Source organism: Mesorhizobium sp. WSM4935 (assembly GCF_029625735.1).
GTDB lineage: Bacteria > Pseudomonadota > Alphaproteobacteria > Rhizobiales > Rhizobiaceae > Mesorhizobium.
On sequence record NZ_JARTVR010000002.1, the window covers coordinates 699,963 to 722,396 of the forward strand.

The 22,434-nt window shown below is 64.3% G+C and carries 19 protein-coding genes; 7 read left to right on the top strand and 12 right to left on the bottom strand.

The features are described from left to right. Positions 1-115: 115 nt before the first annotated feature. The 4 genes from P9273_RS07535 to P9273_RS07550 form a co-directional block, all read right to left on the bottom strand. The gene (locus tag P9273_RS07535; RefSeq protein WP_278048311.1) at positions 116-1,177 is read right to left on the bottom strand and encodes a maleylacetate reductase; all 1,062 of its coding nucleotides are present in this window, start codon (positions 1,175-1,177) and stop codon (positions 116-118) included. A 178-nt stretch (positions 1,178-1,355) separates the two neighbouring features. Then, positions 1,356-2,348, bottom strand: coding sequence for a cell division protein FtsZ (gene ftsZ, locus P9273_RS07540; RefSeq protein WP_040996104.1), 993 nt, complete (start codon positions 2,346-2,348; stop codon positions 1,356-1,358). A 218-nt stretch (positions 2,349-2,566) separates the two neighbouring features. After that, positions 2,567-3,607, bottom strand: coding sequence for a proline racemase family protein (locus P9273_RS07545; RefSeq protein WP_278048312.1), 1,041 nt, complete (start codon positions 3,605-3,607; stop codon positions 2,567-2,569). Positions 3,608-3,770: 163 nt separating this feature from the next. Then, positions 3,771-5,840: an oxidoreductase gene (locus P9273_RS07550; RefSeq protein ID WP_336619368.1), complete on the bottom strand. Its 2,070-nt coding sequence runs from the start codon at positions 5,838-5,840 to the stop codon at positions 3,771-3,773. 221 nt (positions 5,841-6,061) lie between these two features. Here P9273_RS07550 and argE point away from each other — a divergent pair, with 221 nt between their 5' ends. Further along, the gene (gene argE / locus P9273_RS07555) at positions 6,062-7,219 is read left to right on the top strand and encodes an acetylornithine deacetylase (RefSeq protein WP_278048314.1); all 1,158 of its coding nucleotides are present in this window, start codon (positions 6,062-6,064) and stop codon (positions 7,217-7,219) included. Positions 7,220-7,225: 6 nt separating this feature from the next. Here the strand turns inward: argE and P9273_RS07560 are convergent, their stop codons facing one another. The 5 genes from P9273_RS07560 to P9273_RS07580 are packed head-to-tail and all read right to left on the bottom strand — an operon-like array spanning position 7,226 to position 12,129. Further along, positions 7,226-8,155 carry a LysR family transcriptional regulator gene (locus P9273_RS07560; RefSeq protein ID WP_278048315.1) on the bottom strand — a complete coding sequence of 310 codons (930 nt, stop codon included), beginning with the start codon at positions 8,153-8,155 and terminating at the stop codon, positions 7,226-7,228. Between the two features lie 48 nt (positions 8,156-8,203). Then, positions 8,204-9,694: an aldehyde dehydrogenase gene (locus tag P9273_RS07565; RefSeq protein ID WP_278048316.1), complete on the bottom strand. Its 1,491-nt coding sequence runs from the start codon at positions 9,692-9,694 to the stop codon at positions 8,204-8,206. 22 nt (positions 9,695-9,716) lie between these two features. Further along, on the bottom strand, positions 9,717-10,391 hold the full coding sequence (locus tag P9273_RS07570) for a DUF1028 domain-containing protein (RefSeq protein WP_278048317.1): 675 nt from the start codon (positions 10,389-10,391) through the stop codon (positions 9,717-9,719). 6 nt (positions 10,392-10,397) lie between these two features. Continuing rightward, positions 10,398-10,814 carry a RidA family protein gene (locus P9273_RS07575; RefSeq protein ID WP_278048318.1) on the bottom strand — a complete coding sequence of 139 codons (417 nt, stop codon included), beginning with the start codon at positions 10,812-10,814 and terminating at the stop codon, positions 10,398-10,400. A 40-nt stretch (positions 10,815-10,854) separates the two neighbouring features. Next, entirely contained in the window at positions 10,855-12,129 is a 1,275-nt protein-coding gene (locus P9273_RS07580; protein WP_278048319.1) for a flavin-containing monooxygenase, read from the bottom strand. A 256-nt stretch (positions 12,130-12,385) separates the two neighbouring features. Here P9273_RS07580 and P9273_RS07585 point away from each other — a divergent pair, with 256 nt between their 5' ends. Together P9273_RS07585 and P9273_RS07590 are read left to right on the top strand one after the other, a co-directional pair. Beyond that, entirely contained in the window at positions 12,386-14,104 is a 1,719-nt protein-coding gene (locus P9273_RS07585; protein WP_278048320.1) for an amidohydrolase, read from the top strand. Then, positions 14,085-15,704, top strand: a complete 1,620-nt coding sequence (locus P9273_RS07590; RefSeq protein ID WP_278048321.1) for a GMC family oxidoreductase — start codon at positions 14,085-14,087, stop codon at positions 15,702-15,704. The genes P9273_RS07585 and P9273_RS07590 overlap by 20 nt, the downstream gene beginning before the upstream one ends. 76 nt (positions 15,705-15,780) lie before the next feature. Here P9273_RS07590 and P9273_RS07595 read toward each other — a convergent pair whose 3' ends face one another. From P9273_RS07595 to P9273_RS07605, 3 genes are all read right to left on the bottom strand, one after another. Continuing rightward, positions 15,781-16,575 (bottom strand): ABC transporter ATP-binding protein, encoded by a 795-nt coding sequence (locus P9273_RS07595; RefSeq protein ID WP_442920197.1) that lies wholly within the window; start codon positions 16,573-16,575, stop codon positions 15,781-15,783. An 80-nt stretch (positions 16,576-16,655) separates the two neighbouring features. Then, positions 16,656-17,459 carry an ABC transporter permease gene (locus tag P9273_RS07600; protein WP_278048322.1) on the bottom strand — a complete coding sequence of 268 codons (804 nt, stop codon included), beginning with the start codon at positions 17,457-17,459 and terminating at the stop codon, positions 16,656-16,658. A gap of 88 nt (positions 17,460-17,547) precedes the next feature. Then, positions 17,548-18,531, bottom strand: a complete 984-nt coding sequence (locus tag P9273_RS07605; RefSeq protein ID WP_052458616.1) for an ABC transporter substrate-binding protein — start codon at positions 18,529-18,531, stop codon at positions 17,548-17,550. 769 nt (positions 18,532-19,300) lie between these two features. Between P9273_RS07605 and pqqB the strand changes: the two genes are divergently transcribed. Genes pqqB through pqqE form a run of 4 tightly spaced genes read left to right on the top strand, consistent with a single transcriptional unit; the run spans position 19,301 to position 22,426 of the window. Beyond that, positions 19,301-20,239, top strand: coding sequence for a pyrroloquinoline quinone biosynthesis protein PqqB (gene pqqB, locus P9273_RS07610; protein WP_278048323.1), 939 nt, complete (start codon positions 19,301-19,303; stop codon positions 20,237-20,239). Further along, the gene (gene pqqC / locus P9273_RS07615) at positions 20,236-20,994 is read left to right on the top strand and encodes a pyrroloquinoline-quinone synthase PqqC (protein ID WP_278048324.1); all 759 of its coding nucleotides are present in this window, start codon (positions 20,236-20,238) and stop codon (positions 20,992-20,994) included. Before pqqB ends, pqqC begins: the two co-directional genes overlap by 4 nt. After that, positions 20,991-21,287: a pyrroloquinoline quinone biosynthesis peptide chaperone PqqD gene (gene pqqD, locus P9273_RS07620; protein ID WP_040996262.1), complete on the top strand. Its 297-nt coding sequence runs from the start codon at positions 20,991-20,993 to the stop codon at positions 21,285-21,287. Before pqqC ends, pqqD begins: the two co-directional genes overlap by 4 nt. After that, complete coding sequence (gene pqqE, locus P9273_RS07625; RefSeq protein WP_278048325.1) at positions 21,284-22,426, top strand: pyrroloquinoline quinone biosynthesis protein PqqE; 1,143 nt, start codon at positions 21,284-21,286, stop codon at positions 22,424-22,426. Before pqqD ends, pqqE begins: the two co-directional genes overlap by 4 nt. Positions 22,427-22,434: the final 8 nt, after the last annotated feature.

Below are 22,434 nucleotides of genomic sequence, written 5' to 3' on the forward strand. Positions count from 1 at the left end.
GGCAACCGGCTCGTCGCAGCGGGGTTGCGATGCGAACTGCTTGAGCTTGTTGAAGAAGCGCTCGACCAGATTGCCGAGGCTCTTCCGTGGCGACGTGCGCTTGCTGCCGGCTTTCTCAGGCCTGCGGCGGCTCGCCGGCATAGGCGCGCGCGATAAGAGCCCGGATCGGTTCCCGTTCCAGTGCCCGCGGGTTCCAGTAGGGATTGGCCAGCGCGCGGTCCGTCGCGATGTCGATCCCGTCGGGCGGCATGCCGATCTCGGAGAGCGCGCGCCTTGCGCCGATCCGGCCGGCGAGATCGTAGAGAGCCGTGGCAGGATCGTCTGTCTTCAGCACGGCCCGCAGGATCTCCATGACGGCCGGAATGGCGGGGGCGTTGTAGGCCAGCGCATGCGGCAGCACGATCGTATGGGTCTCCGCATGCGGCAGATCGAAACTGCCGCCCAGCGTGTGGCAAAGCTTGTGATGCAGCGCCATGCCGACCGAGCCGAGGCAGATGCCGCAAAGCCAGGCGCCGTAAAGCGCCTCGCAGCGCGCCTCGCGGTCGTGCGGGTTCCCGGCGATGACCGGCAAGGCGCTCACCAACGCGCCAATGGCCTCGGTCGCCATCAAGTTTATCACCGGGTTGCTTTCTCTCGCATAGAGCGCCTCGACAGCATGGGCGATGGCGTTCATGCCGCTTGTTCCCGACAAGGAAGCGGGAAGCGTCATCGTAAGGTCGACATCGTAGATCACCACTTCGGGCAGCACCTTGGGGCTCGATTGGGTGACCTTCACGCCATCCTTTGTCTCCCCGAGGATCGGCGTCATTTCCGAGCCGGCATAGGTCGTCGGCATCACGATCTGCGGCAGGTCCGTGCGCAACGCGATCGCCTTGGCGAGGCCCGTCGTCGAGCCGCCGCCGACCGCAACTAGCCCGTCGGCCTGGAGCTCCGCCACGACCCGCAGCGCGTCCTCTGTCACCGACACCGGTGTGTGCATCGTCGCCTTGGCATAGACGCCGGCCGCCGTGCCGCCAAGCGATCCGGCCAGACGCCGGGCTTCGGCATCCTGCGGCGGCGTTGCCAGCACGAGCACACGTTTCAGCCCCAACCGCTCGATCTCCTCCGGCAGCCGGGCAATGGTGCCCGACCCGAAGACGACTCGTGCCGGCTGGCCGTTATAGACGAAGCTTTTCATCGAGCGCCTCCCCGTCAGCCGCGGTTATATGCCCTCGGCATGAAAGGTAGCGACGAAGAGCCGCGCGCGTAAGTACACCTGCCGGTGATATTCGGCAGCCGGGGTCTGTTCGCCGTCGCAAGCTGGCGTCGGCCGATTGCGCCGCGCCATCGGCGCGATCGAAGATCGCGCCGTGGAGTTAGGCGATCCGCTGCTCGAACTGGGCGATGTCCGCGCTCTTGCGCAGACCGGTCGCAACGACCGATACGCGGAATTTTCCCGCCAAGGCCTGGTCGAAAATGGCGCCGACGATGATGTCGGCATCGGCGTCGACTTCTTCCCTGATCCGCGTCGCGGCCTCGTCGACCTCGAACAGCGTCATGTCCATGCCACCGCAGATCGACACGAGCAGCCCCCTGGCGCCCGACATTGAGGCTTCGTCGAGGAGCGGATTTGCGATCGCCGCCTCGGCCGCGATCTTGGCACGCCCCTCTCCGGAGGCCTCGCCGGTTCCCATCATCGCCCGCCCCATGTCCCGCATCACCGACTTCACGTCGGCGAAATCGAGATTGATCAGGCCTTCCTTGACGATGAGGTCCGTGATGCAGCCGACACCGGCGTAGAGAACCCGGTCCGCCATGGCGAAGGCATCGGCGAATGTGGTCCTGGCGTCGGCAACCCTGAAGAGGTTCTGGTTCGGGATGACGATCACGGTGTCGGCGCTCTCGCGCAGCCGCTCTATGCCTTCCTCGGCCGCCTGGGTCCTGCGCTTGCCTTCGAAGACGAAAGGCTTGGTGACGACGGCAACCGTCAGGATGCCGGCGTCGCGCGCGGCGCGCGCGATCACGGGCGCCGCACCGGTTCCCGTGCCGCCGCCCATGCCGGCGGTGATGAAGCACATATGCGTTCCCGCCAGATGATCCATGATCTCGTCGATGGATTCCTCCGCCGCGGCACTTCCGACCTGAGGCAGCGATCCCGCGCCCAGGCCCTCGGTCACATGCGCGCCCAACTGGATCAGCCGCGACGACTTCGACATGGTGAGCGCCTGCGCGTCGGTGTTGGCGACGACGAACTCGACGCCCTGCAGCCCTTCGGCGATCATGTTGTTGACGGCGTTGCCGCCGGCGCCGCCGACCCCGACAACGGTGATCTTGGGTCTCATCTCCAGGATTTCCGGCTTGGCGGTCATTTTTTCATCTTTCTACCAAAAGCACCTGCGGCCCTGCCCCACGATGCGGGACCGGAACTACAAGCACGCGAATCAGGCGACCCCCACCAAGCGCAGGGAATCAGAGCAGGCGCTTCCCTGCAAGCTCCGCTGACATTCTGTCCAGGCGCAAATGCCCTGCCGAGCTGGAAAGCGTTCAGGCGCTCGGCTGATCCGAGCCGCCGCCGCTGCAGGAAATTCTATTGCGTCACTGAAGTCGAGGTGCCCCAGGTGTCCGACAGCACGTAGCCTTGCGGATAAGGGTCCGTCGGATCGAGATAATAATTGTGCTCGCCCATGATCCAGGCCCTGCCCGTTATCTGCGGCACGATCGCCTTGCGCCCGGCGACTTCGGTGAGCTCGAGGATCTTGCCGGTGAAGCGCGAGCCGATGATGGATTCATGGATCAGCACCTCGCCTTCCTTCATCTGGCCCCGCGCCTGCAGCACCGCCATACGGGCCGACGTGCCGGTTCCCGTCGGGCTGCGGTCCGAGCGTCCGGGCGAGACGATGCAGGTGTTGCGGGTGACATTGCCAGGCCCCTGGAACGGCATGGCGAACTGGACGATGGACACACCGCGCACATTGTCGAATTGCGGATGCACGACATCGAGCTGCTCGCGCGCCGCGCGGCGGACCTTCTCGCCAGCAACGGCCAACTCGCGCGCCTCGTCGGGGACGACTGAGAAGCCAAGCGCCTTGGCATCGACGATGGCGTAGAACATGCCGCCATAAGCGATATCCACCTTCAGCGTTCCTAACCCCTCGAGTTCGATATTGGCATCGAGGCGCTCGGCGAAGGCCGGCGCGTTGCGGAAGGTGATCGACAGACATTTGCCGTCGCGGCATTCGGCGCTGACCTCGATAACGCCGCCCGGCATATCCAGCTTGAAGCGCGTCTCGGGCTCCTGCATCGGCACCATGCCGGTCTCGAGCAGCACGGTGGCGACGCAGATCGTGTTGGAGCCGGACATCGGCGGATATTCGGTCGGCTCCATGATGATGGCGCCCGCGGCGCAATCCTCGCGCGTCGAGGGCACCAGCAGATTGACGTGACGGGCAACGCTGCCGCGCGGCTCGCAGATCAGCATGCGCCTGATATGGTCGTGATCGCGCTCCATCGCGATCATCTTTTCCATCATCGTGCGGCCCACGGGCGGCAGAACGCCGCCCACGATGACGTCGCCGATCTCCCCCTCGGCATGGCAGCCGACGACGCGGATGCTGGTTTTGGTGCGCATTGCTTGTTCTCCCTGTCCGGCGCGGCCTGGCAAGTGGTCCTGCTTGGGGACAAACTGACCAAACTGCGCGCCAGCCTCAAGGAGAATCCTGACCGCCAACATTTTTCCGGCTGCATGCCGCGCTGATGGCGAAATCGGTCGATCCGCTCCGAAGCGAACAGCGCTAGGCGTCCGCCAGTGCCGTCACCTCGCGCCGGAAAGGCAGCGCATCGCCAATATCGGGTTCGTCGAGCTCGCGGGCGAAGCGGTGGCCGGCATAGGTTGCCCAGGCGATCGGTCCCGGCGCTTCCGCATCGCCGATGACCTTGATCGAACGGATGCCGTTGCCGGCCCATTCGTTTTCTCTTGCTTTGAGCTCGCGCCAGACAGCGTCGTCCTGACTGCGCGAGGTGACCAGGACGACGGCATCGGCCGCCAACTCCTGTCGTGCGCCGGTATAGACGCAGGCCGTCACGACTCCGCCTGAAGCGATGTTCGTGACAGTCCTGTTGAGGACGATATCCACTCCGAGTTCCGCCAGGCGGCGGTGGATGGCGCCCTGCTCCAGCGTGTTGCGGGTCCAGTCCGAGACATAGGCCGACGGCGTCACCAGGGTCACCTTCGCGCCCTGCCGCGCCATCAGCTCGGCGAGAACCCCGCCCATGTAATAGTGGTCGTCGTCGAACAGCACCACATTACCCGAAGGCAGCTTGCCGTCCATCAGATCGTCGGGCGTGTAGACCGGCATCGCGGCGTCGATCGGCATCGGCACGACATGGGCGCGCGCGACGCCGTCCCGCCGCCAGCTCGATCCGGTGGCGATGGCGACGTTCTGGAAACCGAAGGACAGGATATCGTCGGCCGACAGCCGGCTTTCGAAATAGATGTCGACATTCGGCATCTGGCCGAGCTGATACTGACGATAGTCGCGCACCCTGCCCCAGGCCGACAGGCCCGGCAGCAGGCACTCGCGCGCCACGCGCCCGCCGAGTCCGGTGCCCGCTTCCGCTAATGCCACCTGATAGCCGCGCAGGCCGAGCGCGCGGGCGGCCTCAAGTCCGGCTGGTCCGGCGCCGACGATCAGCACACTGTCGCTGTCGCCCTTGGCCTGCATGCGCTCCGGATGCCAGCCCTTGCGCCACTCCTCCATGAAGGTCGGGTTCTGCGTGCAGCGCGAGATCGACATCGTCATGTCGCCGGTGATGCAGATGTTGCAGCCGATGCACTCGCGAATGTCCTCGATGCGGCCCTCCTCGACCTTCCGCGGCAGGAAGGGATCGGCGATCGACGGCCGCGCGCAGCCAATGAAGTCCAGCGTGCCCGATTTGATCATCCTGACCATCACGTCCGGCGAGGTGAAGCGGCCGACACCGACGACCGGCTTCGAGGTCAGCTTCTTGATGCCGTAGACGAGGCTCTCCTGCGCGGCTTCCTCCTTGAAGCGCGACGGCCCGGAGCAATCCTCCCAGGCGCCATGGGCGAGATCCCAGAGATCGGGCAGCTCGGCATGCATCTCGATCAGATCGCGAACTTCCGAGTTGGCGAAGCCGAGCTCGCCGATCATCTCGTCCAGCGACAGCCTGAGCGTCAGGCCGCACGTGTCGCCGATCGCATCGCGCCCTTCTTCGATCAGTTCGCGCATCAGCCGCGAGCGGTTCTCCAGCGAGCCGCCATATTCGTCGCTGCGCTGATTGGTGGCGGTCGACAGGAAATGTTGGATGATGCCGAAGCCGTGCGCGCCGTAAAGGCACACAAGGTCGAAGCCCGCCTGCTTCGCGCGCTTGAAGGCATTGCGGTGCCAGCGGCGCAGGTCTCGGATATCCTCTCTGTCCATGGCGCGCGCCTGCACCGGGTCGTTGGTGAAGGTGCGGATCGGCAGGGCCGACGGCCCGCGCGGGACCTCCTTCGTATAGAGGTTGGGGCCGTTGATGCCGGAATAGGCGAGCTGGATGCCGGCGAGCGCCCCATGCTCGTGCATGGCTTTCGCCATCTTAGTCAGAGCCGGAATGTCGGCGTCGTCCCACAGGCGCAGCTCGATGAAGGGCGTGATCTCGGAGGTGTGATGCATCTCCGTCTGCTCGGTGAAGATGACGCCCCATCCGCCTTCGGATTTCATGCGCCGCATCTCGGCCGCGGCCGATGGATCGCGATAGCCGCCGCCATTGCAATGCGGAACCTGGTAGAAGCGGTTTTTGGCGGTCACCGGACCGATCTTCATCGGCTCGAACAGAATGTCGTAGCGTGGGTCGCGCATAATAGCTTCCTTCATGCCGGCTCGGTCCTGCCGATCCGCCGAGATTACTCATAAGTTGGCGTCGGCGCGGGAAAACTACGGAATTCTTCCGTGCGGATTAGGACGCGCCTAACCGCGCATCCGGGGATTAGCCTGCGATGAACCGGGGCTGAGCCAAATTCGACTTCAGGGCGGCGACCGCTCGATGTAGACAACCGGCTGCGGGCAACGGGACAACAGACATGGACAGCATCAGGATCCTCGAAAGGCTGATCGCCTTCCCGACGGTGAGCCGCGACTCGAATCTCGACCTCATCGGCTACGCGGCGGACCTGCTCGAAGCGAATGGCATAGCCAGCCAGCTCATCCACAGCACGGACGGCCACAAGGCCAATCTCTTTGCCACGATCGGACCGGCCGACAGGCCCGGCATCATGCTCTCCGGCCACACGGATGTCGTTCCCGTCGACGGCCAGGACTGGACCCTGCCGCCATTCGCGATGACCGAACGTGACGGCAAGCTCTTCGGGCGCGGCGCGGCGGACATGAAGGGTTTCGTGGCCTCGGCGCTCGCAGCCTGCATCAAGGCCTCGAAAATGCCGCTGCGCACGCCCTTGCATCTGGCGCTCTCCTACGACGAGGAGGTCGGCTGCCTGGGCGTTCGCGACCTGATCGACATGCTGAGCGCGGCGCCGCAACGCCCGCTGCTCTGCATCGTCGGCGAGCCGACCAACATGCAGGTGGCGACGGGACACAAGGGCAAGCTCGCGGCTCGCGCCCTCTGCAAGGGCCGTGAAGGCCACTCGGCGCTCGCCCCGCTGGCGCTCAACGCCATTCATCTCGGCTGCGACTTCGTGCGCGCCCTGCGCGACGAACAGGATCGGCTGGCCCGCGAAGGCGCCCGCGACGGCGACTACGATATTCCCTATACGACTGTGCATGTCGGCAAGATCAATGCTGGTGTGGCACTCAACATCGTGCCCAATCTCTGCGTGGTCGATTTCGAGATCCGCAACGTCGCCGCCGACGATGCTGCAGGCATTCTCGACCGGCTGCGGACTGCCGCCTCGCGCATTGCCGCCGACGCTGCTTCGATCGCGCCCGAAGCGGCGATCGACATCGAGATCACCAACACCTATCCAGGTCTCGACACGCCGACCGCTTCGGAAGCGGTGGCCTTCGTCAAATCGCTGACCGGCGCCAACGATACGATGAAGGTCGCCTTCGGCACGGAAGGCGGGTTGTTCAGCCGCGATCTCGGCACGCCTGCCGTCGTCTGCGGACCGGGCTCAATGGCACAGGGACACAAGCCGGACGAATTCGTCAGCGTCGAACAGTTGCGGCGTTGCGACGACATGCTGGAAAGACTGCTGTCGCGGCTTGCCGACGGCTGGCCGTGATGTCGCTCACTTGACGATGCGTTCGGTGCCGAAGACACCCTGCTCGACGACGAAGCGGCGGCAATGGTCGATGAAGGCCTGTACCGTCAGCGTGCGGTGCTCGGCATTGGGCAAGGCAATTCCCATGGTCAGCGGCCTGATGTCGCCCAGCAAGGGCACGAAGACCAGCAGCTTGCCATCTGGCGACATGGCGTTGAGCGGCCGCATGTTGGCGATGCCATAGCCGAAGCCGTTGGCGACCATCGAACGCATCACGGCGATGTCGCCGGTGCGCTCGGCGATCCTGGGCCGCAGGCCTTGGAAAGCCGAGAGGAAATATTCGCGGCTGTAAGGAAGGTCGAGCAGCACCATGGGTTCATCGACCAGTTCCTCCGGCGTGATGCCCGCCCTCCCCGCCAGGCGATGCGCGGCCGGCAGCATTACATAGGCAGGCAGCTGCATCAGCGGCTCGAAGGTCATGTCCTGCGACAATTCGAGATCGTAGGTGAGCGCTGCGTCTATCTCGCCGCGCTGCAGCATCTCGAACAATTGCCCCTGGTTGCGCTCGAACTGCCTGACGCGCACCTCCGGATAAGCATCCTCGAACTTCCGGCGCAGCGCGGGCAGCACGATCTGCGCGAACGTGAGCAGACAGCCGATCGCCAGCGGCCCACGTACCTTTTCGGCGATATCGCCGGCAATGTCATGCAGCGCATCCGCATCGTTGAGCAGCCGCGCGGCTTCCTTGAGGAACAGGCGCCCGCCCGCCGTCAGCGCCAGCGCGTGCGAGTGCTTGCGCACGAAGAGCTGGACGCCGAACTCCGCTTCGAGTTGCGCGATCGACGCCGAAATCGACGGCGGCGAGACATTCACCTGCTCGGCCGCCTTGGCGATCGAGCCGGCTTCACCAACGGCGACGAAATATTCGAGTTGTCTGAGCGTGAAGCGGAGCGGCATGGTCCTATGTTGCCGGTTTGCACCCTGTGATCAAGTCGCGGCCGCTCCTCAGTACTTGATCCAGGTGGTCTTCAGCGCGGTGTATTTGTCGAGCGCATGCAGCGACAGGTCCCGCCCGAAGCCGGACTGCTTGAACCCGCCGAACGGCGTCATCGGGCTCAGCGCATCGACCGTATTCACCGAAACCGTCCCAACGCGCAGCCTCTCCGCGATGCGGTGCGCCCGCGACAGGCTGTCGGTCCACAGCGATGCCGCCAGGCCGTAGACGCTGTCATTGGCAATCCGAAGTGCTTCGTCCTCGGTGTCGAAGGCGATCACCGACAGCACCGGGCCGAATATCTCATCGCGGGCAAGTGGATCTTCAGGCGAGACATTGTCGAAGATCGTCGGCTGCACGAAGCTGCCGCGCCCATCGATCGCCACCCGGTCGCCGCCGGCCACCAGCCGCGCCGACCTCCTGCCGCCATCGATGAAACGCATGACGGTCGCGGCGTGCCGCGCGTCCACCATCGCTCCCATCTTGGACGCCGGGTCAAGAGGGTCGCCGGGTTGCGTCGCTGCCGCACGCTCCGCCAGTTTCTCCACCAGCGCATCCTTGATGCCGCGCTCCACCAGCAGCCGGGAATTTGCCGAGCACACCTGGCCCTGGTTGAAGAAGATACCGAAGGCAGCCATGTCGGCGACCGCGTCCAGATCGCGGCAATCCGCGAACACCAGATTGGGGCTTTTTCCCCCGGTCTCCAGCCAGACCTGCTTCATATTCGACTGGCCGGAATATTGCATGAACAGCTTGCCGACGGCGGTCGATCCTGTGAAGGCGAGACAATCCACGTCCATATGGCGGCCAAGCGCCTGGCCGGCGGTTTCGCCGAGGCCCGGCACCACATTGAGCACACCGGCGGGAAGGCCCGCCTCCATGGCGAGCTCGGCCAGCCTGAGCGCCGAGAAAGGCGACTGCTCGGCCGGCTTCAGCACCACCGAATTGCCTGCCGCCAGCGCCGGCGCACATTTCCAGGTCGCCATGTCGAGCGGAAAATTCCACGGCACCACGGCGCCAACGACGCCAAGCGGTTCGCGCCGCACCAGCGCCAAGTCGCCCTGCCCGGTCGGCGCCACCTCGTCGTAGACCTTGTCGATCGCCTCGGCATACCACTGGAAGGTCGCCGCCGAGCCTGGCACGTCAATGGTGGCGGCATCCTTGACCAGCTTGCCCATGTCCAGCGACTCCAGCAGCGCGAGCTCCGGCAGGTTCTCGCGCAGCAGCTCCGCCAGCCGCAGCAGCACTTGCTTGCGATGCGCGGGGGCCGCTCGCGACCAGACGCCGGCCTCGAAGCTGCGCCTGGCCGCGGCCACGGCAAGATCGACATCCTCCTCTCCGCAGGAGGCGACCTCGGCGAGCGTCGCTCCCGTGGCCGGATTGATGCTGGCGAAGGTCCGGCCGGAGCGCGCCGACACCGGCTTGCCGTCGATGAACGCCTTGTCGCGAAAACGGATCGCAGACGCCTTGCCGACCCACTCCTTGTGGCTGAGTTCGCTCATGCTGGCTCCAGAACCGATCGGACTATTCGTCGCCGGGAACGCCGTAGCTCGGCGCATCGGACGGGTTGAGGGCGCGGGTGACATAGGCATCGAGCTGGGGCTTGTAGATGTCCCACAGCATCGCCAATTGCTCGATCGGGCAGGCCTCGGTCCAGTCGCAACGCAGGTCGGCAACGGGCCAGGACACATCGCGCACCAGCTTCATTCCGGCGGAGCGGACGGGCCCCGCCTCCCCGCCCGCCTTGAGCGCGGCGCGCATCGTGGCGATCAGCCGGTCGCCAAGGTCGCCTTCGGAGGCAAGGAAAGCGTCGACCATGGCTTGCGGAATGCCGGCGTTCGCGAGCAGGTTGCCGCCGCAGGCGACGTCTTCGCCACGCGCCTCGGCCCAGATGCCGAGCGCCTTCGGCCCGGAATGGATCGCGCTGCCGCCCGCGGCGTCGACAGCCAGTATCTGCCGGTACTCGATAAAAGCGCCCGTGCGCTTCAGGATCGCGACGGCCTCCGTGGCGGAGGCGCCGCGCGCCATCAGTTCCAAAGCCCGCGGCCCGAGCGTCGGGTCGGTGACGTTCTGGCTGGCGACCGCGCCGACGCCAGCCTGCGCGTAGGCGCAGCGGGCAGCGACCGCAGGGGACGACGAGGATACCGCCACGCCGAACATGCCTGTGCGCCTGCAGCGCGCGACGATGGAGAAGGTCATGGCGCTTTAGTCCGGAATGACGGCGGTGCCGTCGATCTCGACCAGCCATTCCGGCCGCGCGAGCGCCGACACGACCAGTCCGGTAGAAACCGGATGCACGCCCTTGATGTATTCGCCCATCGTCCGGTAGATGGCCTCGCGGTGGCGGACATCGGTGATGTAGACAACCACCTTCACCAGATGCTCCATCGTGCCGCCGCACTCCTCGATGAGCTGCCTAATATTCTGCATGACCTTGTGGGTCTGCTCGGCCGGATCGTGGCTGTCGATGTTCTTGGCCGTGTCGAGGTCCTGCGGGCACTGGCCGCGCAGATAGACGGTGCGGCCGCCGCGCGTGACGACGGCTTGGCAGAGATCATTGTCGAGCTTCTGCTCGGGATAGGTGTCTTTCGTATTGAATTTGCGAATTCGCGTATGCGCCATCTTGGTCTCCATCAGGCCGGGCTAGCAGCGTCAGCTTTGGTCAGGCGTCCACGGGCTCGCGCTTTGCGGCGGCGTGGTAGGCCAAATATTTGCGCTGCGTCGAAATACGGTCGGCCACGTGCTTGGCATCATGCCAGACACCCCAGATGAAGCTCGACCCCCTGCGCGATTGCCAGGGCAGCCCCAGGAAATAGATCCCGGGCTCGGTCGAGACGCCGCGCTGATGCCGTGGCCGGCCCTTCTCGTCGAAGGCATCGACCTTCAGCCAGCTGTAGTCGACGGTAAAGCCCGTCGCCCAGATGATCGTCGCGATCCCAGCCTTGGCCAGATCTAGCTCGCGGATCGGATTGGTCACGCATTCCGGGTCGGGGTCGATCCGGCGGGCCTCGGGCTCGTCCGGAAGGTCGAGCCCATTGCGGGCAACATAGGCGTCAGCCTCGTCGAGCAGCGACATCAGGCTGGCGTCGCCTCGGGCAATATTCTTCGCAAGATCAGGCGCGAAGGTCATCACGCCATCCTGGTATGTCTTTGTCATGCCGACCAGCGTAAGTCCCTGCGCTGCCAGGCGGCGGAAATCGATCGTCTCGCCGCCGCGCGCGCCGCTGACCGCGATCGTGACGTGTTCCGTGCCGGGTCCCGGGGTCTCGAGGTCCCATTTGCCGAGAACGCCCAGCCACCAGCAGAAGTCACGCCCACGATAGGCGCGTGGCGGACGGTCATGCGGGCCGACCGAGAGATAGACGCGCCTGCCCGAGCGCTGCAGCTCATCGGCAATCTGCACGCCAGACGATCCCGCGCCGACCACCAGCACGGCGCCCTTTGGCAACTGCGCGGGGTTGCGATACGCGCTGGAATGGATTTGCAGGATGCCGGCATGGGCGGGAACGAGAGGCGGGATGACGGGAACCTGGAAAGGCCCGGTCGCGGCCACGACGCTGTTGGCTTCGATCACGCCATCCGAGGTTTCGACGCGAAATCCCGGACGGCCGACATTCCTTTGCACCAGCTTGACCTCGACGCCGCAGCGGATCGGCGCGTTGATCTGCTTGGCGTAGGCGACGAAATAGTCGGCGACCTCCTCCTTGGACGGAAAGCCGTCGGGACCCGTCACGGGAAACTCCATGCCCGGAAACCGGTCATGCCAGGCCGGGCCGTTGGCGACGAGGGAGTCCCAGCGCTGCGAACGCCAGCGCTCGGCGATCCGGCCGCGCTCGAGAACGAGATGAGGCACCCCGCATTTGCTAAGATGCTCGCTCATGGCCACCCCGGCCTGGCCACCGCCGACAACGAGCGTGTCTATCTTCTCAACCGACATATCCACGTCTCTTCCGATGGGGCTTTCGCCGCTGCGATGGAGGTCCGGTTTGCTTTTAGTGACGGGCTGGCGGAGCGAAAATTATGATTTCATGTGTCAGTGCTTAGCTTATCCCTAAACGCTCCAGCGGCATCGCAGAGCTGAGTGCGAATTCCTGCGACCAACATCGACGACATCACCTCCGAACATTGCAGGCTTAGGCAAGCCCTAAGCACGGGTACCGGAAAAAGTTATTCTTCCGCCTCGGATTTGGTGGTTGCTTGCTTTCAACACCCGCATGAGAGCGACGACCGCTGAGATTGAAATGGCGCGAGACACCCTTTACGCAAACGGCGCGCTATACACGGTCGATGCGGCGAACCCCGTTGCTGAGGCGATGCTTGTTCGCGGCGACCGCATTGTGGCTGTCGGGTCTTCGTCCTCCGTCAGGGCGCAAGCATCCAAAGACCCTGAAATCGTCGATCTCCAAGGCCGGTTCGCAATGCCGGCTTTCATCGACGCCCATGTCCATTTTGCCTGGGGAAGCAAATATCTCGATGAGGTGCGGTTGCGCGAAGCGAAGACCTTTGGCGACGTCCTTACGCGCTTGAAGGTCTATTCGCATGCCAATCCCGACCGGGCATGGATCGTGGGCAGCGAGTTCAGCTACGGCTACCCGGATCTCCCCGAAGGCGGCTTCCACAAATCGCTTCTCGATCAAGTTGTTGCCGATCGTCCGGTTTTCTTCCGTTCCGGCATGGCGCACGCCGCCTGGGTGAACAGCAAGGCGCTGGAACTTGCCGGCATCAGCCGGGACACGCCCGACCCTGAGGGTGGCGAAATCGTTAGAGATGCGAGGGGTGAGCCGACCGGATGGCTGAAGGAGAAAGCGTGGTCCAAGTTTGAGGCGCTGGTCTCCCAACCCTCGCAATCCGATATGCGATCCGCGTTGCTCTCCGCCATCAAGGAAGCAAACCGTTTGGGATTGTCGCGGGTCCAAAGCGCGGGGATGGATGACGAAGCGGTGCCCTTGCTTGCTGAGATATTTGCGAATGGCGAGCTGAGCCTGCGGTTCAGTCTGTCGAGTATTGTAAATCCGGACTCGAACATCGACGAGGTGATCGCGCGCGTGTCCGGATGGAGGGATGACCTCGACCCTGACTTTCTCGACGGACGTGTCATCAAATTCTTCCTGGACGGCGTCTTGGAATCCCATACCGGCTTCATGCCCCAGGGCTACGCCGACAGACCGGGCGAAACCGGAACATGCCTGTGGAAGGCAGCGGCCTACAACGCGGCCGTCAGCCGTGCGCAGCAGGAAGGATTTCAGGTCTGGACGCACGCGATCGGAACGGGCGCCATCGAGATGGCCCTCGACGCCTATGCCGCGGACGGGGAACGCTCAAGGCGGTGCCGGCCGCGGGTAGAGCATTGCGAAATACCCACCGCGCGCGACATCGAGCGTTTTGGCGAGATAGGAGCGATAGCAAGTTTCCAACCCGCGATGATCTATCCACGCGACCAGTGGCTCGGGATGGAGGGAGTGTGGGAAGTGCGTGTCGGCTCCGAGTCCTTGCCGCGGGCCTTTCCTGTTCGTTCCATTCTTGAGGCAGGAGGCGCCGTCGCGTTTGGAACCGATTGGCCCATCGTCGACCTCAATCCGCTCATTGGCATTCGCAATGCGGTGCTGCGCCAAAGCCTGGACCACCAGCCGGAAACAGGCTGGGTCCCGCAGCAAAGGATCACCGTCGCGCAGGCGCTCCACGCCTATACGCTGGGGGCAGCCTTTGCCGGCCACCGGGAAAAGGATGAGGGAAGTTTGGCGGCGGGGAAGCTCGCCGACTTCATCGTCCTTTCCGTTGATCCGCTACAGGTCGAGCCGCACAGGATCGCGGATATCAAAGTGCTGAAAACGATCGTCGGCGGCAAACCGGTCTGGGAAGAACCCGCGGCCGAGACCGCGTCTTGGGGGGTGGATGGAAGCGACGGAATTTGACTACATCGTCGTGGGCGCCGGCTCGGCCGGTTGCGTGGTCGCCAATCGGCTGAGCGCCGAACCATCGGTCAGAGTGTGTCTGATCGAGGCCGGCGGCAGCGACAACAGCCTGCGGGTCAAGGTTCCGGCGGGCATCCTCTCGCTCTACGGCAACCCGAACTACGATTATTGTTTCGTCGGCGTGCCGCAACCTCATCTCAACAACCGCAGGATTCCGGTCAACCGCGGCAAGGCGCTGGGCGGATCGAGCTCGATCAATTCGATGGTCTATATTCGCGGCGCCGCCGAGGATTATGACGAGTGGGCAAGGCTCGGCTGCGCCGGCTGGGCTTATCGCGACGTGCTGCCCGTGTTCAGGAAGCTGGAGCGCAATCTGCTTGCCCAGGATCCGCGCTATCATGGCACCGACGGGGAGCTTTTGGTCGACAATCCGCGCGATCCGAACGTGCTTTCGAGCATGTTCGTTAGGGCCGGTGAAAATGCCGACCTGCCTGCCAACACGGACTTCAACGCCGAAAGCCAGTTCGGTGTCGGAATCTACAACGTCACGCAGGATCGAGGGCAGCGCTTCAGCAGCTTCAGCGCCTTCATGCGTCCCGTCCTCGATCGCAGGAACCTGACGCTGCTCAGCCAATGCGAGGTGATCGATCTCGTCATCGCCGAGGGCCGCGCGACAGGCATGCGCGTGCGGCATGAGGGTCGGCAGAAACTGCTCTCCGCCAGCCGCGAGATCGTGCTTTCGGCCGGCGCCATCAACTCGCCCAAGATCCTGATGGCGTCGGGGATCGGTCCGGCAGACGAGCTCAAGCAGATCGGCATCGCGCCGGTTCTCGACCTGCCAGGGGTCGGCAAGAACCTGCAGGACCATGTCGACGGCATGATCACCGTGCGCTCAAGGAGCACCAGGACGCTCGGCCTGTCGATCGCCAATCTGCCGCGCATGGCGGCGGCACCCTTCCAGTATTTCGCGCGCCGCAAGGGCATGCTCACCACCAATTACGTCGAAGCCGGCGGCTTTGCGAAGACCAGGCATGCGAACGGCCTGCCCGACATCCAGTTCCATTTCGTGCCGGGCTATCGTAGCCATCGCGGCCGACTGATCGAATACGGCCACGGCTACGCTGTTCACACCTGCGTGCTTCGGCCGAAAAGCGTGGGCGAAATCAGGCTGTCGCGCGACAATGCTCGCCGCGAGGTCCTGATCGACCACCGCTTCTTCACGCATGAAGACGACGCCATGGTGCTGGTCGAAGGTATCAAGATCGCGCGCCGGATCCTTGCCTCGTCCGAGTTCGACGCGGTGCGCGGCAAGGAGATGCTGCCCGGCAAGAATGTCTGCAGCGACGACGAGATCCTCGCCTATCTGCGCGCCGAGGCGCTGACCGTCTATCACCCGGTCGGAACCTGCAAGATGGGAACGGACGATATGGCGGTCGTCGACCCGGCGACCCTCAAAGTGCGCGGCGTGGACGGGCTTCGCGTCGCGGACGCCTCCGTCATGCCGAAGCTGATCGGCGGCAACACCAACGCGCCAAGCATGATGATCGGGCAGAAGGTTTCGGAGATGATCCTGGGCTCGGGGCAGAACGGTCAAAGGTAGGGAGCCTCAACCCCTTCGACGTTAGGGCAGTTCAGCGTTTGCACGCCGAACTGCCCCCAACTATCTGAGATTGCTCTCAGTGATCCTCGTCGATCTCGTCGTGCAGCAGGCCAAGGATGCGGCGCTTGAGCGCGATGAAGTCGGGCTCGAGGATCACGTCCATCGAGCGCGGCCGGGGTATATCGACCTTGATCTCGGCCTTGATCTTGCCGGGCCTCGCCGTCATCACCAGGACGCGATCGCCGAGCACCAGGGCCTCGTCGATATCGTGGGTGACGAAGAGCACCGTCTTCTGCTGCCGCTCCCAGACCCGCAGCAGCAGCTTCTGCATGGTGCCGCGCGTCTGGCTGTCGAGCGCGCCGAAGGGTTCGTCCATCAAAAGGACGGCCGGGTCGTTGGCGAGGGCGCGCGCGATCGCCACGCGCTGCTTCATGCCGCCGGAAAGCTGCGCAGGATAGTGGTCGGCGAAAGGCGCAAGGCCGACCTCGTTGAGATACTGGTCGACGATCTGCCTGCGCTGCTCCGCCGGCAGCCCCTTGCGCTTCGGCCCATATTCGACGTTGGCGCGCACCGTTAGCCAGGGAAACAAGGTATAGCTCTGGAACACCATGCCCCTGTCGGGGCCGGGCTCGATCACTTCCCTGCCGTCGACCTTGATGCTGCCCGAGGTCGCGTCGTTGAGGCCGGCTGCAAGGTAGAGCAGGCTGGATTTGCCGCATCCCGAAGGGCCGACGATGACGCAGAATTCGTTCTTGGCCACCTTCAACGACACATCGTCCAGTGCCAGCACGCCATTGACGTCACCATAGCGCAGCGTCACGTCCTCAATGGCCATCGTGGTCCCGGCCGCACGCGCATTGGCAGAGGCCATGCCGCCCGAATTGTTCGCCTTGACGGTTTCGGTCATCACTACCCTTGGTCCGGCTGCGGTTTGCGAGGATGCGTTCAAGATCAAGGTGCCCATGGCGCGACCCTTGCCCGGAGAATGCGGAATGCCGTGTCGGTGATCAGGCCGAGAAGCCCGATCGCGGCGATGGCCATGAAGATCACGTCGACCTGGAAGCCGCGCATCGCCTTGAGGCTGATATAGCCGAGGCCGCTCGACGCGGCGACGAGCTCGGCCACGACCAGATAGGTCCAGGCCCAGCCCATGGTGACGCGAAGGGTGTCGAGGATCGAGGGAAGCGCTGCAGGGAAGATAACGTGCCACACCGCTTCTGAGCGCTTGGTGCCCAAAGTGTAGGAGGCGTTGACCAGGTCCCTGGAGACGCTGCGCGCGCAGTCGGAGATCATCACCAACTGCTGGAAGAACGTGCCGAAGAAGATGACCGCTATGCGCTGCTCGATGCCGATGCCGATCCACAGGATGAACAGCGGCACGAAGGAAGTCACCGGCAGGTAGCGGATGAAATTGACCAGCGGCTCGAGCGGCGCCTGCACCGCCCGATAGGTGCCCATCCACAGCCCCAGCGGCACCGCGATCAGCGAGGACACGATGAAGCCCAGGATCACCACCTTGGCGCTTGTCAAAGTGTGGTAGAAGAGGCTGCCGTCCAGCGACATGCGATAGGTCGTCTCGAGCACCGTTCCGGGCGTCGGCAGGAACATGTTCGGCACGACGCGGCCGTAGGACAGCAAAGCCCAGCCGCCGATCACGACCACCCACATCGCCAGCGCGAGCGTGGTTGCCGTGCCGGCGGGGATGTTGGCGAATGGGGTCGTCAGGCGCGTCCACGCCGTCCGCCTCTGTGCCATGGATGGCCTCCGTAGAACCTAAACGCGAAAACCTGGCTTCGAAAAAACGGCGTTGGCCCGGATGGGCCAACGCCGGCGATCCGAAGGCTCACTGTTCCTTGATGAAATCGGTGTCGAGGATGGTCTTCGAGTCGATCGTCATCTTGAGCTTGCCGGCCTTGCCCCAGATATCCTGTGCGAAGTTCACCAGGTCGGCCGCTTCGCTCTTCTCCGGAGTGCCGAAGAATTCCAGGTTGCGGGCGCGATCGTAGTAGCGCACGCCTTTGGCCCCGGCCGCGAAATCCTCGGGCTTCTCCAGATAGCCGCCGATACCCTTGGCCATGATCTCATAGGCCTTCTCCGGATTGGTCTTGATGTATTCCACCGCCTTGTAATAGCCCTTGATGAGAGCCTTCACGTCCTCGGGGTGCTTCTCGATCAGGTCGCATTTGAGCGCGATCACATCGACGATCAGGCCAGGCGTGGTCGTGGAATCGATCAGCACCTTGCCCTTACCGCCCTTGCGGACTTCGGTGAGATGCGGCTCCCAGGTCACCGCGGCCGGAACCTGGCCGGCGATGAAGGCGGTCGCCGCGTCATCGGCGGTCATGTTGGTGACGCTGACGTCGTCCTCGGTCATGCCTTCCTTCTTCAGGAGCACGTTGAACCAGAATTCGGAAACCGAGCCCTCGTTCAGCGCGACGGGCTGGCCCTTCAGATCCTTGAGCGACTTGACGTCGGGCTGGGTGACGACCCCGTCGCCGCCATGGCTGTCGTCGAGCGCCACCACATATTTGAAGCAGAGCTCGTCCGAGCGGTACTTCATCAGCTCGTCGACGGTAGAGGCAGCGCCATCCAGGTCGCCGCCGGCGACCGCCGCCATGTAAAGCGCTGATTCCTCGATGATCTTCAGATCGACATCGACGCCGGCTTCCTTGAAGTAGCCGAGATCACGGGCAAGAAACAGCGGCCCGTAGCCCACCCAGGTCGTCATGCCGAGGCGGATGGCGCCGGCATTGGCGGGAGCGGCAAGCCCCAGGCTGAGCAGGCCCGCGGCGGCTGCGGTCATCAGGCAGTTTCGGAATGTCTTCATTGTCGTAGTTCCCCATGGCTGTTGCCGGCATCGGCCCATTCAACGACCCATGCCAAGCGGCGTTTTGGCAGCCGCTCTCTTGTTATGCGTCGCCTCCCAGGCGGGCCCAGCGTGTTCTAGGCCTGCAAGAGAGCATCCGGGCCGGATCGCAAAAAGAAGTCTTTTTCTGTCTTTTGCTTCGCTGAAACCGAAGCAGCGAGCCGAGCTTGGCTGACGCGCTTGAATTGACGGCGCAAAGCGACTGCGGCTCCGAGGGCGCCGACAGATACGGCGATGTCCGCGGACAGCCCGCTGACCAAGAAGTCCTTGCAAGTAGACGGCTTGTCCAACATGAATCGCTTGGACAGCCCTGCCAGGCAAAAGCGGGCGAGACGATGGAGGAAGGAACCGATCTCCGATGCGGACAGTTTCTTTTAGTTGTTTGAGAACCCGGTGTTTCATTTGTCCATTTGTGAAGTGATGGACGAGCCATTGCACCCGCCCGCAATGGTGCCAACGACATGACTGGCCCTTCGGGCTGGCAGAAGAGGAGAATGCGATGAAGAAGAGCTGGAAGAAACCGACCATGTGCCAGGTTGCTGCGGGCTTCGAAATTTCGCGGTATCTGCCTGCTGAAATTCCTCCCAGGAAGTAGGCCGCAAGGGTGCATGTCCCTGGCAGCAGGGGCATGCACCCCGCCGCATGTGAGGGCTTTGCAGCGGGAAATAAGGATACGAAGCTGTCTGCCGCCGACAAGCCGGCCGGGTGGGCCGCGGAGTGGGCGTTTGCCATGCGCGTGAAGATCATCGGATCGGCAGCGGGAGGCGGCTTTCCGCAATGGAATTGCAATTACCGCCTGAGCCGCGCGGCTCGCGCCGGCATGCCTGGCCTGCGTTCGCGAACTCAATCGTCCATCGCCGCATCGGCGGATGGAACAGGTTGGGTTCTCTTCAACGCATCGCCCGACATCCGTCAGCAGATTGCGCAAACGCCCGAGCTGCAGCCCGCGGCCGACGCGCCGCTGCGCTCGACACCGATCCGCGCGGTGGTGCTGACCAATGCCGACGTGGACCATGTCGCCGGCCTGCTTAGCCTGCGCGAACGACAGCCTTTCGCGATCTATGCAACGGCGCAGGTGCTGGCGACGCTGGAGGCCAATTCGATCTTCAATGTGCTCGATCCGGCGATCGTGCCTCGGCGCCTGCTGGCGCCGACGCAGGAAATGGCGGTCTGCGGCGCGGACGGCCACCCGACCGGCGTGGCGGTCGAGCCCTTTCCTGTGCCAGGCAAGGTCGCGCTCTATCTTGAGCAGGGAAGCGATCCCGGCGCCAATTTCAGCTCCGACACGGGCGACACGATCGGTGTCCGTATCAGCGGGGCCGACGGTCGCGGCGCCGTTTTCTACGTTCCGGGCTGCGCACGCATCGATGCCGCGCTGCGCATGCGCCTGGCCGATGCCGCCTGCCTTCTGTTCGACGGCACCGTCTACACGGACGACGAGATGATCACCGCCCGCGTCGGCCAGAAAACCGGCGCACGCATGGGGCACATCGCGATGTCCGGAGAAGCGGGTTCGATCGCCGGCCTCGCCGATGTGAAGATCGGCCGCCGCATCTTCATCCATATCAACAACACCAATCCCGTTCTGGACGAGAATTCCGCCGAACACGCGGCGGTCAAGGCGGCTGGCTGGGAAGTCGCCAGCGATGGCATGGAGATGGAATTTTGAGCGATTTCCAAGACGCGGCCCGAGGCGGACTGTCGAAGAGCGAGCTTGAGGCCGTGCTGCGTCAGGTCGGCGAAGAGCGCTATCACAACCGCCATCCCTTCCATCACAGGATGACCGGCGGCACCCTGTCGAAGGCCGAAATGCAGGCCTGGGCGCTGAACCGCTATTGCTACCAGGCCGTCATTCCGCGCAAGGACGCCATGATCCTGGCGCGCGCCGAGGATCCGGCGTTTCGCGCCGCCTGGCGCAAGCGCATCGAGGACCATGACGGCGAGGACGGCCGGAGCGGCGGCATTGCGCGCTGGCTGCATCTGGCGACCTCGCTCGGGCTCGACGCCGAAGCGGTCAAGAGCGAAAGGCTGGCGCTGCCGGCGACCCGCTTCGCCGTCGGCGCCTACCTGTCCTTCTGCACGAACCGGACGCTCCTCGAGGCGGTCGCATCGTCGCTGACCGAGATGTTCTCGCCGACCATCATCGGCGAGCGGGTGCCGGCGATGCTGGCCAGATACGACTACCTCACCGAAGACACGCTGGCCTATTTCAGCCGCCGGCCCGAACAGGCATCGCGCGACGCCGACTTCGCCCTCGCCTATGTGCTTGCCCACGCCGACACGGCCGAACGCCAGCAGCAGGCGATCGATGCGCTGGTGTTCAAATGCGATGTACTCTGGGCCATGCTCGATGCGCTCCAGCATGCCTATGGCGCGCCGGCCAACATACCACCCGGCGCCTTCCGCCCGGAGGCGGCCCTATGATGGCGCTGCGCGAAAGGGCCATCGTGTCGTTGCGGTCGGCGCCATCGCTGCCCAGACATGTGCGCATACAGTACGACCCGGTGCGGCAGGCCTTTGCCGTGCTTTCGCCGGAGAAGGTGTTCTGGCCGAACGAGATCAGTCTCGACATACTGCGCCGCTGCGACGGACAGTCCAGCGTCGAGCGCATCATCGCCGATCTTGCGGCCGACTATGACGCGGATCCGCAGGACGTGGCGGCCGACGTTGTCGCCTTCCTGCAGGAATGGTCGGACAAGCTTTTGGTGAAGCTATGAGTGTGCCCCTCCTGCCTCCGATCGGCATGCTGGCGGAATTGACGCATCGCTGCCCGCTGCAGTGCCCTTATTGCTCCAACCCGCTCGAACTGCTGAAGGGCAACCACGAGCTCGACACGCAGACTTGGCTCGATCTTTTCTCGCAGGCCGCCGATCTCGGCGTCCTGCAGGTGCATCTTTCCGGCGGCGAGCCGACGCTACGCCGCGACCTCGAGCAATTGATCGCTGGGCTTTCGGCGCGCGGCGTCTACACCAACCTCATCACCGCCGGCGTCGCAATTGCCGAGGGCCGCATAGAGGCCTTTGCCGAAGCCGGTCTCGACCACCTGCAACTGAGCTTCCAGGGGGCCCGCCCGGTGACCACCGACCGTATCGGCAACCACCGGGGCAGCCACGAGAAGAAGCTGGAGACGGCGCACCGCGCCCGCGCGGCCGGGCTGCCACTCACCATCAATGCACCGGTCCATCGGCACAACATCGAGGAAGTGCCGGAATTCATCGATCTCGCCCTCTCCTTGGGAGCCGAGCGGCTGGAGATCGCGAATGTGCAGTATGCTGGTTGGGCGTTGGCCAACCGCGACAGGCTGATGCCCGACCTGGCGGCGGTCAACCGGCAGGCGGACATCGTCGCGGCGGCGCGCGAAAGGCTCGCCGGCATCATGACCATCGATTTCGTCACGCCAGATTATTTTGCCATCTATCCCAAGCCATGCATGGGCGGCTGGGCGCGCGACGCCTTCATGGTGGCCCCCGACGGCACCGTGTTGCCGTGCCATGCCGCCCAGACGATTCCCTCGCTTCGCTTCGAGCGCTTCGGAGACCGCAGCCTCGCCGAGATCTGGGCCGATTCGCCGGCATTCAATGCCTTCCGTGGCACCGACTGGATGCAGGAGCCGTGCCGAAGCTGCGAGCGCCGTGAGGTCGATTGGGGCGGTTGCCGGTGTCAAGCGATGGCGATTGCCGGCGATGCCGCGGCAACGGATCCGGCCTGCGTCAAGTCGCCGATCCACAATCGAATGGCGATACTGACCGACGCTGCCCAGACAGACGCGGCGCCGAAGAGAAATGACAGCTTCGTTTTCCGGCGGATCGGCGCCACAACCCGGCCTGACACGCGGGCTGAGCCTGCCCGCCGATGAGCAAGGAG